General features: G+C 67.1%; 11 protein-coding genes. 3 read left to right on the top strand and 8 right to left on the bottom strand.

Features of this window, described 5'->3' with window-relative positions:
* Positions 1–17 precede the first annotated feature (17 nt).
* Positions 18–359, top strand: a complete 342-nt coding sequence (locus D3H54_RS09915; RefSeq protein ID WP_149378895.1) for an HNH endonuclease — start codon at positions 18–20, stop codon at positions 357–359.
* A gap of 47 nt (positions 360–406) precedes the next feature.
* On the opposite strand, the gene D3H54_RS09910 is transcribed toward D3H54_RS09915, so the two are convergent.
* Genes D3H54_RS09910 through D3H54_RS09900 form a run of 3 tightly spaced genes read right to left on the bottom strand, consistent with a single transcriptional unit; the run spans position 407 to position 1762 of the window.
* Positions 407–886, bottom strand: coding sequence for a DUF5130 domain-containing protein (locus D3H54_RS09910; protein WP_115320786.1), 480 nt, complete (start codon positions 884–886; stop codon positions 407–409).
* Positions 873–1112: an aa3-type cytochrome oxidase subunit CtaJ gene (ctaJ, locus tag D3H54_RS09905; protein WP_149378894.1), complete on the bottom strand. Its 240-nt coding sequence runs from the start codon at positions 1110–1112 to the stop codon at positions 873–875. The genes D3H54_RS09910 and ctaJ overlap by 14 nt, the downstream gene beginning before the upstream one ends.
* A gap of 17 nt (positions 1113–1129) precedes the next feature.
* A complete protein-coding gene (locus D3H54_RS09900; protein WP_149378893.1) occupies positions 1130–1762 on the bottom strand; it encodes an HNH endonuclease in 633 nt (210 codons plus the stop codon).
* A 130-nt stretch (positions 1763–1892) separates the two neighbouring features.
* Between D3H54_RS09900 and D3H54_RS09895 the strand changes: the two genes are divergently transcribed.
* Both D3H54_RS09895 and D3H54_RS09890 read left to right on the top strand, forming a co-directional pair.
* Positions 1893–2303, top strand: coding sequence for a globin (locus D3H54_RS09895; protein ID WP_149378892.1), 411 nt, complete (start codon positions 1893–1895; stop codon positions 2301–2303).
* Between the two features lie 9 nt (positions 2304–2312).
* Positions 2313–3869, top strand: a complete 1557-nt coding sequence (locus tag D3H54_RS09890; protein ID WP_149378891.1) for a glycoside hydrolase family 13 protein — start codon at positions 2313–2315, stop codon at positions 3867–3869.
* Here D3H54_RS09890 and D3H54_RS09885 read toward each other — a convergent pair.
* From D3H54_RS09885 to ettA, 5 genes are read right to left on the bottom strand one after another with little or no spacing between them, the layout of a single operon-like run.
* Entirely contained in the window at positions 3866–4540 is a 675-nt protein-coding gene (locus D3H54_RS09885; RefSeq protein ID WP_286199193.1) for a DUF1345 domain-containing protein, read from the bottom strand. The genes D3H54_RS09890 and D3H54_RS09885 overlap by 4 nt on opposite strands.
* Positions 4541–4549: 9 nt before the next feature.
* Positions 4550–5197 (bottom strand): DUF8185 domain-containing protein, encoded by a 648-nt coding sequence (locus D3H54_RS09880; protein ID WP_149378890.1) that lies wholly within the window; start codon positions 5195–5197, stop codon positions 4550–4552.
* 32 nt (positions 5198–5229) lie between these two features.
* On the bottom strand, positions 5230–5643 hold the full coding sequence (locus tag D3H54_RS09875) for an acyl-CoA thioesterase (protein ID WP_083120214.1): 414 nt from the start codon (positions 5641–5643) through the stop codon (positions 5230–5232).
* Positions 5636–10441, bottom strand: a complete 4806-nt coding sequence (locus D3H54_RS09870) for an NAD-glutamate dehydrogenase (RefSeq protein WP_149378889.1) — start codon at positions 10439–10441, stop codon at positions 5636–5638. Before D3H54_RS09870 ends, D3H54_RS09875 begins: the two co-directional genes overlap by 8 nt.
* A gap of 53 nt (positions 10442–10494) precedes the next feature.
* Complete coding sequence (gene ettA / locus D3H54_RS09865; protein ID WP_149378888.1) at positions 10495–12168, bottom strand: energy-dependent translational throttle protein EttA; 1674 nt, start codon at positions 12166–12168, stop codon at positions 10495–10497.
* Between the last annotated feature and the right edge of the window lie 94 nt (positions 12169–12262).

Here is a 12262-nt window from a genome sequence, read left to right as displayed (position 1 = left end):
GCTGCCAAAATCACGCCATGGCGGCGAGGAACACCCGGCGAGCGCGCGCGGCGCGCCGACGCACCCGACGGGTGAAAGCGGTGGTCAACGATCTGACCGAGGAGCAGTGGGCGACGCTGAAGCTCGCCTGGAACGGCTGCGCGTACTGCGGGGCGACGGGTAAGCCGCTGCAACGGGACTGCGTGATGGCGATATCGCGGGGCGGCCGCTACACGATCGACAATGTGGTGCCCGCCTGCGGGGCGTGCAACGCCAGCAAGTGCAATGACGAGGTCACCGGCTGGCTGCGCCGCAAGCGGCTCGACGAACGTCTGTTCCTCGAGCGGTATGTGCGCATCCGCGCCGAGCTGCTGGGGTGATTCGGCGCGCTCGCGTGCGCTGAGCGCACGTTTGCGCGCCGAAATCGCTACGGCCTGGAAATGGCCGCCGACATCACCCGCACGGCGCTGACCAAGCCGTCGATCAGGTTGCCTTCTTTGAATGCCGACGCAGCCGCCGACACCCCGAGCGGGGCGGCCGACTCGGCACCACGGCCGCGCACGTCCGCGCCGTACACAACCTCGATGGCCTTCTGATCCGGCGACACGGCCAGCAGTACGGCGTTGTTGGGAGTCGGCACATCGGCCAGGATCTCCCGAGCGCGGGCCGCGGTGTCGCTGCCCAGGTCGCCGATGTACACGGCGAAGCGGGCCTTGGACTGCCGGCTGCCGTACTTCAATGCATCGTCCAGTTCGACCAGCTGGCTGATCGGGAACGGGTAGTGCACCGACAGCTCGCCCGGTTCGGTCACCCCGGACAGGCGCCCGCTGGTGGTCACCGCCCAGCCATAGGGCAGGTTGGCCGGATCGACGGTCGCTACCGCGGTGCCGTGGTCACCACTTGCCACTTGCTCCACCTCCCACGTTCACCTCGGCCGAGCCGTGACCGTGATGGCCACCGCCGGGAACCACCTCGTCGACGGCCGCCCACAGGATCGGAGCGTGCGTCCAAGGTTCGGACAGCTTGTAGGTCTTGGCGTGCTTGCTCTTGCCGGGGATGAACAGCAAGGCCAGCACAGCGGCGAGCCCAAACGGGATGCCCACGAATAGACCGTGGATGACGGCAGCATTCACGTTGCAAACCGTAGCAGTCAGGCCGCGCCCTCACCCAGGTAGCGCACCCAAGCGGGGTCGAGTTCTTTGATGGTGCACAACAACCGCCAGTGCTGGCCCTTCGGCGGCAGCGGCACCAGCCGCAGTGTCCAGCCCAGTTCGCTCAGCAATTTGTCGGCCTTGCGGTGGTTGCACGTCCCGCAGGCGGCCACGCAGTTCTCCCAGGAGTGCTCACCACCGCGGCTGCGCGGCACCACGTGGTCGACGGTGTCGGCCTTGGCCCCGCAATATGCGCAGCGGAACCGATCGCGGTGCATCAACGCGGCCCGGGTCATCGGGATGCGCGCCCGGTATGGGACCCGGACGAAGCTGCGCAGCCGGATCACCGACGGCACCACGATCGCCCGCGTCGCCGAGTGGATCACGGGCCCGGTCGGGTCGTCGTGCACCACGTCGGCCTTGCCGCACAGCAGCATGATCACTGCCCGGCGCATGGGGAGCGCCGTCAGCGGTTCGTAGGTTGAATTCAGCAACAGCACCCGGCGACGTCCCCACACTGATCCGTCGGCCGGGCCGGGTATGTGAGGGTCGGCGTGCAGGCTGGAACCGGCTACGGACCCGATCGGGCCCGCCGCGGCGCGGTGACCGCGGTTCCGTTTGCGCTGCGACATGCGTCCTCCGGCATCCAGTCCACCACGGATCCGCCGCGTGCGCACGACTATTTGTCCCGTGTTCGCAGGTCAAATCCGTGAACATCGGGTGACGTGCGGCGCGCGAGAGGCAGCCGTACACAATGGTGAGGTGACCGAGACTCAGGCCAGCGGGGATGGGCAGACCTTCTACGACGCCGTGGGCGGCCATGAAACGTTCCGCACCATCGTGTCCCGTTTCTACGAGCAGGTTCGCGAGGACGAGGTGCTGCTTCCGCTGTATCCCCCCGACGAGCTCGACGATGCCGAGGTCCGGCTGCGCATGTTCCTCGAGCAGTACTGGGGCGGCCCGCGGACCTATTCAGACCTTCGCGGGCATCCCCGGCTTCGGATGCGCCACGTCCCGTTCAAGATCGGTTTCATCGAGCGCGACGCGTGGCTGCGCTGTATGCACACCGCGGTAGCCTCAATCGACTCCCAGACGCTCGATGACGCGCACCGGCGGGAGCTGCTGGCCTACCTCGAGATGGCCGCGCAGTCGATGGTCAACTCCCCGTTCTAGAGGACACCGATGACCGAAGCCGTCCCGTGGTGGACGAACGCGATCTTCTATCAGGTCTATCCCCGCTCCTTCGCCGACAGCAACGGTGACGGGGTCGGCGATCTCGAGGGCGTCACCGCCCACCTCGACCACGTGAGCGAACTCGGCGTCGACGCCATCTGGCTCAACCCGGTGATGGTCTCCCCCATGGCAGACCACGGTTACGACGTGGCCGACCCCCGCGACGTCGACCCGCTCTTCGGCGGTCTCGGCGCGCTGGAGCGGCTCATCACCGAGGCGCATGCCCGCGGCATCCGTATCACGATGGATCTGGTGCCCAACCACACCAGTTCCCAGCACGCCTGGTTCCAGGCGGCACTCGCCGCGGCACCGGGAAGTGTTGAGCGCCAACGCTATATCTTCCGCGACGGCCTGGGACCGGACGGCGGGACGCCGCCCAACAACTGGGTGTCGGTGTTCGGCGGGCCGGCCTGGACCCGGGTCGCCGACGGCCAGTGGTACCTGCACCTGTTCGACGCCGAACAGCCAGACCTCAACTGGGACAACCCCGAAGTGTTCTCCGACCTGGAGAAGACGCTGCGGTTCTGGCTGGACCGCGGGGTCGACGGCTTCCGCATCGACGTCGCACACGGCATGGCCAAGCCGCCCGGCCTGCCGGACATGACGAACCCGGACGTCGAGATGCTCACCCTCGACGATCACGATCCCCGGTTCAACCATGAGGGCGTGCACGACATCCACCGCGGCATCCGCTCGGTGCTCGACGACTATCCCCATGCGGTGACGATCGGCGAGATCTGGGTGTTCGACAACGCGGACTTCGCCAAGTATCTGCGGCCCGACGAACTGCACATGGGCTTCAATTTTCGTTTGGTGCGAGCCGAATTCGACCCGGCCAGTATCCGCGGCGCGATCGAGAACGCGTTGGCTGCCGCGGCGCTGGCCGACGCCAGCCCGACCTGGACGCTGTCCAACCACGACGTCGAGCGCGAGGTCTCCCGCTACGGTGACGGCGCCGCCGGACTCGCCCGTGCCCGCGCGATGGCGATGGTGATGCTGTCGCTGCCCGGTGCGGTGTTCCTCTACAACGGGGAAGAGCTGGGGTTGCCCAACGTCGAACTGCCCGACGACGCGCTGCAGGACCCGGTGTGGGAACGCTCCAAGCACACCGAACGCGGTCGCGACGGCTGCCGGGTCCCGATGCCGTGGTCGGGTGAGACACCGCCGTTCGGCTTCTCGTCCAACCCGGACACCTGGCTGCCGATGCCGCCGGAGTGGTCCGCGCTCACCGTCGAACGCCAACTCGCCGAACCGGATTCGACGCTGCTCTTCTTCCGCACGATTCTGCGGCTGCGGCACAGCCACTTTCACTTCACCGAGTTCGACGTGGAGTGGCTGCAGCTGCGCGAGGACGCGCTGGCGTATCTGTCGGCCGGGGTGTTGTGCGTGCTGAACACCGGCGGCACCCCACTAGAACTGCCGGCCGGCGAGGTGCTCGTATCCAGTGCGCCGTTGGCCGGCGGGCAGTTGCCGCCGGACTCCGCGGCGTGGATCGTGACCGGTTAGACGCCCGCGGCCAGCAGGTTCACCACCGACGCGACGATGATCGAGCCGAACACGAACGACAGCAGTCCATGGCCCAGCGCGGTGGCCCGCATCCGGGTCGAGGTCAGGTTGGTGTCGGAGATCGCGAAGCTCATCCCGACGGCGAAGCCGACATAGAAGAAGTCCTTGAAGCAGGGTTGGTCCTTGTGGCCCGGCGGGCTGTTGAAATCGATTCCGCCGGGCTGCTTGGGGTCGAAATAGTGTTTGGCGTAGATGATTGCGTACAGTGTGTGGATGGTCAGCCAGGACAGCACGACGCTGCCGACCGCCATCCAGCCCGCACCCGAATCGTGGCGGACCCCGCCTGCGGCATCCTGGCTGCGGCCCAACAGGACCCAGACCCCGACCAGGCTGGCGGCCGCGCCACCGAGCACCAGGGCCGTCACGACCCACGGCAGCGGCTGCTCCTGACTGGCGTGCTGCTTGGTCTCCTTGTGGTCGAAGCCCCACAGCGCCAGCCACGTCCAGCCGGTGAAGATCAGCGCGAGCGCCGTCCACCCGCCCAGCAACGACAGCATGCCGTTGTGGCGCCACAACACGGCGGTCACGACCGCACCGACCGCACCCCCGACCGTCACCCGGGCGGCCGGGCGGCTCCAGAACGGCAGGGTGCCGTGGACGTTGTCAGCCACGCGCGGATACTAACGCAGCACCAGCGCGGGATCGCCGCGCCGGCGATACACCGACCCGAACCGCGCGTCGATCCGCAACCACGTCGGCGACAGCCGCACCCGGACGATCTCGTCTTCGCCCGGCGGTTCCGGCATGAATCCCATTGCGGTCAAAGCGAACACACACCGCATCGGCACGCCCACCTCGGCGTCACCCGAACTCACCTGAAGCACGTCCTGATCCAGCAGTGACGCCGGCGGTCCGTGCGCGCTGCTGTGCTCCTTGGCCAGGTCGGCACCCCGTTGGGCCAGATCGATCAGCACAGCGGCCGGCACATCGTCGAGGTGGGTGAAACCGGTGTCCGGCGGCAGTACGCCGCGCCACGCGGAATCCATCGGAAAGCCGGGATCCACCCGGCCGGACACCTCGGGGTTACGCAGGCCGCGGGCTAATTCGTCTGCCCCGCAGGATAAGTCGGCTGGGTTGACCTCGCCGGCAACTGCGCGTACGGCGAGCACATCGAACCCGGTGGCAACCCAGGCCGTCACCACGCCGTCAGTTCGGGCGCGCAGCCGGACCACCGCGGCTTCGTCCAGGCGCAGCGCGTGTTCGACGAACACCGCCAGATCGCTGCGGACCACAGCGTCGGGGATGATGAGGCTTCGTTCGGGTTTCATCCCCGGGTCGCTTCGCTCCTGCCCGCCGGCACTCATCGCTGCCAGCGCTGCAGGTACTCCCGATGCTTGGGTGAAAGCCGCACCAGCCGTTGCTCTTTGATGTGCACGGCAGCCAGTTGCGTCTCGGCGATCACCGAGGGCCGCGAGTCCGGCGCGGCGTTGAGCGAACGCACCTCGTAGCCGAGGGTGAAGTCCACCGCGCGCAGTCGCTTGGTCCACATCGTCACCTGCAGCGGTGAGTCTTCCAACCGCAGTTGACCCTTGTAGAGCACCTGGACCTCATGGATGAGCAAACCGATGGTGGTGATGTCCTCGGCGAACGGCTCGGCCAGGAAGTCGACCCGGGCCTCTTCCAGGATCGTCACCATCGTGGCGTGGTTGATGTGCTGATACATGTCGATGTCCGACCAGCGCACGTGCACGCCGGTGGTGAATCCGTTAACCACTTGATCCTGTTCCACTCGTCCTGGTCATGCTTCGGATCTGGCGTGCCGCCACCGACAGCGTGGCCAGGTCACGTTCATCGTCGGCGTAGATCTCGGCAAGCGTGCGACGTGCCCGCTCGACCCGCGATCCGTTGGTGTGCTCCCACTCGGCGATCTTCTCCTCCCCCGTCTCCTCGGGTTCGCCGACCGCCAGCACGTCGAAGCACAGAGCCCGCAACGACCCGTAGATGTCGTCGCGAATGGCCAAGCGCGCCAACGAGTGCCAGCGGTCGTCGCGAGGGAGTCCGGACACCGCGGTCAGCAGACCGTCGGTGCCCAGATGATCCATCAGGGCGAAGTAGGTGTCGGCGACCTCGGCAGGATCCCGGTCGACGATGTCGGCGATGTCGATCACGTCGAGCAGGCTGTACTGGTACAGGCCGGTGGCCACCGTGTAGGCCAGATCGGCCGGAGCGCCGTGCGCCTCGAACTCGCCGGCCTCCTTGGCCACGATCGCCTTGTCGTCACCGCGCAGCCATTGCGACATCCGCGGCGTCAGCTCGGCCAGCGTCGCGGCGAAGCGGTTGATCTCGGCACCGACCGCCAGCGGCTGCGGCCGGTAGTTCAGCAGCCAGCGCGACGCCCGGTCGAGCAGGCGGCGCAGATCCAGTGTCATCCGGTCGGAGACGTTGATCGGCAACCCGGCGCGCGACGCGTCGAGGATGCGCTGCCAGACCTTGGTGATCCCGAAGATCGCGTCGGTGGCCACGAACGTGCGGACCGCGTCGACGTATCCCACACCGGTGTCCTCGGTGACCCGGTAGGCGAAGGTGATGCCGCCGGTGTCGACCACGTTGTTGACCAACATCGTCGTGGTGATCTCCCGGCGCAGCTGGTGGCCGCGGATCTCGGTGGTGAAGTGGTCACGCAGCTGGCTCGGGAAGTATTGCGGCAGCCGCGCGGCGAACACCTCCTGGTCGGGCAGTTCGCTGGCGAGCACGTCGTCCTTGAGGGCCAGCTTCACGTGGGCCATCAGGGTCGCCAACTCCGGGGAGGTCAGCCCGATGCCGACCTCTTGGCGGCGGCGGATCTCCTTGTTCGACGGCAACGCCTCCAGCCCGCGGTTGAGTCCACGCCGCTGCTCGAGCTCGACGATCTGGCGGGCGTGCACGTTGAGCAGCGTCGCGGCGTTGGCCCGGCTCGTGCCCATCAGATCGTTCTGGTCGACGTTGTCGGTCAAGACCAGCCGCGACACCTCGTCGGTCATCGAGGCCAGCAGCTCGGTGCGCTCGTCGGCGCTCACCTTGCCCGCGGTGACCAGCGAGTCCACCAGGATCTTGATGTTGACCTCGTGGTCGCTGCAGTCCACACCGGCGGAATTGTCCATGGCGTCGGTGTTGATGCGACCACCGCACAGATCGAACTCGACCCGGCCCAGTGAGGTGACCCCGAGGTTGCCACCCTCACCGATCACCTTGGCGCGCACCTGATTTCCATTCACCCGGATGGTGTCATTGGCGCGGTCACCGACTTCGGCTTCGGACTCGGCCTTGATGTAGGTGCCGATGCCGCCGTTGAACCACAGATCCACCGGGGCTTGCATGATTGCCTTCATCAGAACCGGCGGGGTGACCTCGTCGGCGTCGCCCTGCAGGCCGAGCGCCGCACGCATCTGCGGGCTGACCGGAATCGACTTCTGCTGGCGGCTGAACACACCGCCGCCCGCACTGATCAGGCTGGCGTCGTAATCCTCCCAGCTCGACCGGGGCAGCTCGAACAGCCGACGCCGCTCCTGCCACGACCGCTCCGCATCCGGGTCGGGATCGATGAAAATGTGCCGGTGGTCGAACGCGGCGATCAGCCGGATGTGGTGTGACAGCAGCATTCCGTTGCCGAAGACGTCGCCGCTCATGTCGCCCACCCCGACGACGGTGAAGTCCTGGGTCTGGGTGTCCACACCCATTTCCCGGAAGTGCCGTTTGACCGACTCCCAGGCGCCTTTGGCGGTGATGCCCATGGCTTTGTGGTCGTAGCCGACCGAACCGCCGGAGGCGAACGCGTCGCCCAGCCAGAAACCGTACGACTGGGCAACGTCGTTGGCGATGTCGGAGAAGGTGGCGGTGCCTTTGTCGGCGGCGACGACGAGGTATGCGTCGTCGCCGTCGCGGCGGACCACCCGGGGCGGGGTGATGACCTGTCCGGTCGACCGATCGACATTGTCGGTGACATCGAGCAGCCCTGCGATGAACAGCCGGTAGCAGGCAATTCCCTCGTGGCGGAAGGCATCCCGGTCCGCGGCGGCGTCGCCGAGGGGCGCGGGTGGCTTCTTGACGACGAATCCGCCCTTGGCGCCGACCGGCACGATCACCGCGTTCTTGACGGCCTGCGCTTTGACCAGGCCCAGGATCTCGGTGCGGAAGTCCTCCCGGCGATCCGACCAGCGCAGGCCACCGCGTGCCACGTGACCGAATCGCAGATGCACACCCTCGACCCGAGGTGAGTACACGAAGATCTCGAACTTCGGTCGGGGCAGCGGCAATTCGTCGATCAGTTGCGGATCGAGCTTCAACGACAGCACGTTCTGGGCATGCGCCGAGTCGGGACTGGTGACGAAGTAGTTGGTCCGTAGCGTTGCTTGGATCATCGTCGCGAACGCCCGCAGCACCCGGTCGGTGTCGAGGCTGACCAGGGCATCGATGTCGGCGGCAACCGCGTCGGCCGCGGCGAGCGCGTCCAGGCCCTTGTCCGCGGAGTCCGGGTCGAAAATCGCCTCGAAGAGGGTCACCAGTGACCGCGCGGTGCCCGGATTGCCGTTGAGCACCGACTCGATGTGCGACTGGCTGTAGGGAAAAGCCGACTGCCGTAGGTACTTCGCGTAGGCGCGCAGCACAGCGACCTGCTGCCAGGTCAGTCCGGCGCGCAGCACCAGTTCGTTGAACCGGTCGATCTCGGCACGCCCCTGCCAGATGGCGGTGACGGCGTCGGCGAAACGCTGCGCGGTGGCGTCCCACTCCTCCGGGGTGGCGGCATCGGGAATGGACGCATCCGGCCGGATCTTGAACTGGTAGATCCAGACTTTCAACCCGTCCGGGCGCACCACGGTGAACGGGCGCTCCTCGAGCACCAGCACCCCCATGCACTGCAGCATCGGCAGCAGGTGACTCAGGGACGCGGTCGATCCGCCCAGGTACCAGGTGAGGAAGGCCTCATTGCCCTCGTCGCCCTTCTCGAACTGCAGTTTGACCGAATCCTCTTGCAGCGCTTCGATGAAGCCGATGTCGGTGATCGCCTCAGTCGAGGTGACGGCCTGTTTGAATGTCTCGGGCAGCGCCTCGGCGTAGTGTTCGGCGATCGCCTGGTCGATCTTGCCGGTCCGCGCCGAACCGATCAGCCGGTCACCCCAGGTGCGCAGGGCCTCGGTGAGCAGGCCCTGCACCCGGGTGCGATTGTGCTCGCTGTCGTCGATCGACTCACGTGTGGAGTTGTCCGGCAGCCGTACAGTGAAATGAACTACCGCCCAGGGTGATTCGCTGACCCGCGCGGTGTAGTCGATGCTCAGACCGCCGAACTCACGCACCAGGATGTCCTGCATGGCCAGCCGCACCACGGTGGTGTAGCGGTCACGGGGCAGGTACACCAGGGCGGATACGAAGTGGCCGAGCTGGGCGGCGCGCAGGAACAGCAGGGCACGGCGGCGCGAGCCGAGGTCGACGACGGAGGTCGCCATCGCGAGCAGCTGCTCGGCGGTCAGCGAGAACAGCTCGGAGCGCGGGATGGTCTGGATGATGTCGAGCATCAGCTGCCCGGGGTGGCTGGGATCGCTCTGCGACATTGTCAGCACGTCGCGCACCCGCCGTGAAATCAGCGGGATGTCAAGGACGTTGGCGCTCATCGCCGCCGCCGTGAACAGCCCGACGAATCGGTGCTCGATGTCCTGCTCACCAGCACGTTCCCGGATCACCACGATGTACGGGTACGCCCCGTAGCGCAGGAAGCTGGGCATGGTGGCCTGCGCCAGCACCAGCAGGTCACCGGGGCTGGTGAGCTCCGGAAGGACCTCGGTGCGCAGCCGCGCCACACCCAGCCTGCTGGATTCGACGACAGTGGCGACCCCGTCGCGCACCGTGCAGTCCTGGCAGCCGAGCAAGATGAAGTGGCCGTCGGACAGCCAGCGCAACAGCGCGGCCACGTCGCTGCGGTCGGGCCCGGGGAATCGGGTACCGGAATCGGCGTCGATGTCGCGGGCGAGGTCGTGCAGCGCGCCGGCCAGCGCGACCGAATCCAGCGCCACCTGCCGGGCATCGGCCACTGCCATCGGCAGCATCCGCTCCGCCTCGGCCAGGGCCTTGCGGTTGACCGACGGCGAGAGTTGGACGTGGATCCAGGATTCGTCGATCCCGCCGGGCTCGAGGTCGTCGGTGGAGGAGGGCTGCACGTCGAGCAGCTCGCCGGTCGCACCGCGCCGCACCCGGAACACCGGGTTCATCAGCGCGACGTAGCTGACGCCGAGCCGATGCAGCAGCACCGTGACCGAATCCAGCAGCATGGTGGCCTGGTCGGTGACGATCTGCAGCGCGGGCCCGAATCCGCGGGGGTCGTCGCCGGGATAGACCTCGACCAGGGTTTCGCCGACCGAGCGGACGCCGGCCAGCTGTTCCTGCGCGGCGATCAGCTCGGCGGGCACCGCCTGCTCGTTGGCCGCGGCCACCAGCGGGCCGGTATCGGTGGCGTCGACGTCGGGGGCCCCGCCGTGCGGACCGCGATAGGTGGCGAGGTAGGCCTCACCCAGTGACTCGGCAGCTTTGGGATCAACCGTCATACCTGCGACTCCTGATCAGCGTGCGAACCGACGCTGGTCCGCAGCCGCCAACATTAGTCGCGTGTGAGCCTGCGGTGGGTGACCCTGTGCGGACGAGCCGCGTCGGCTCCCATTCTCTCGATCTTGTTCTCCTCGTAGGCACCGAAGTTGCCTTCGAACCAGAACCACTTGGCCTCGTTGTCGTCGTCGCCCTCCCACGCCAGGATGTGCGTGCAGGTGCGGTCCAGGAACCACCGGTCGTGGCTGATCACCACCGCGCAGCCCGGGAAGTTCTCCAGCGCGTTCTCCAGCGAGGACAGCGTTTCGACGTCGAGGTCGTTGGTGGGCTCGTCGAGCAGGATCAGGTTTCCGCCCTCTTTGAGGGTCAGCGCCAGGTTGAGCCGGTTACGTTCACCGCCGGAGAGCACGCCGGCCGGTTTCTGCTGATCGGGTCCCTTGAACCCGAACGCGGAGACGTACGCCCGCGACGGGATCTCGTTCTGGCCGACCTCGATGTAGTCGAGGCCGTCCGAAACCACCTGCCACACCGTCTTTTTCGGGTCGATGCCGGCGCGGCTCTGGTCGACGTAGCTCAGCTTGACGGTGTCGCCGACCCGCACGGTGCCGCTGTCGGGCTGTTCCAGTCCGACGATGGTCTTGAACAAGGTGGTCTTACCGACACCGTTGGGGCCGATGACGCCGACGATGCCGTTGCGGGGCAACGTGAACGAGAGGTCCTTGATCAGGGTGCGGCCCTCGAACCCCTTGTCGAGGTGGTCGACCTCGACCACCACGTTGCCCAGTCGCGGCGGAGCCGGGATCTGGATCTCCTCGAAGTCGAGCTTGCGGGTCTTCTCCGCCTCGGCCGCCATCTCCTCGTACCGGCCGAGACGGGCCTTGTTCTTGGCCTGGCGGGCCTTGGCGCCGGAGCGCACCCAGGCGAGTTCCTCCTTGAGGCGCTTCTGCAGTTTCTGGTCTTTCTTGCCCTGCACCTCGAGGCGCTCGGCCTTCTTCTCCAGATACGTCGAGTAGTTGCCCTCGTACGGATACGCGCGGCCGCGGTCGAGTTCCAGGATCCACTCGGCGACGTTGTCCAGGAAGTACCGGTCGTGGGTGACGGCCAGGATCGCGCCCGGGTAGGCGGCGAGGTGCTGTTCGAGCCAGAGCACGCTCTCGGCGTCGAGGTGGTTGGTCGGCTCGTCGAGCAGCAGCAGGTCCGGCTTGGACAGCAGCAGCTTGCAGAGCGCCACCCGACGCTTCTCACCACCGGACAGATGCGTCACCGGCTCGTCTGGCGGCGGGCAGCGCAACGCGTCCATCGCCTGCTCGAGCTGCGAATCGATGTCCCAGGCGTCCTCGGCGTCCAGTTCCTCCTGGAGCTTGCCCATCTCGTCCATGAGCTCGTCGGTGTAGTCGGTGGCCATCAGCTCGGCCACCTCGTTGTACCGGTTGAGCTTGGCTTTGATCGCCACACCCTCTTCGACGTTCTCCCGGACGGTCTTGGTCTCGTCGAGCTGCGGCTCCTGCATGAGGATGCCGACCGTGGCGCCCGGCGCCAGCATCGCGTCGCCGTTGTTGGCCTGGTCCAGGCCGGCCATGATCTTCAGCACGCTGGACTTACCCGCACCGTTGGGGCCGACGACGCCGATCTTGGCTCCGGGCAGGAAGGCGAGCGTGACGTCATCGAGGATGACCTTGTCGCCGTGTGCCTTGCGGACCTTGCGCATCGTGTAGATGTATTCGGCCATTGCCGCGGGGGTGCCTTCCGTTTTTGTCGTGAAATACTCGCCGACCATCCTAGGCGCGCCGCGACTTGGCCTCGCGGCCGCGCTGGACGAGGCC

It is taken from the genome of Mycobacterium sp. ELW1 (genome assembly GCF_008329905.1).
In the GTDB taxonomy this organism is placed as follows: Bacteria; Actinomycetota; Actinomycetes; order Mycobacteriales; family Mycobacteriaceae; genus Mycobacterium.
Note: the sequence above shows the minus strand (reverse complement) of the source record. Positions and strands in the feature narration are given on the sequence as shown.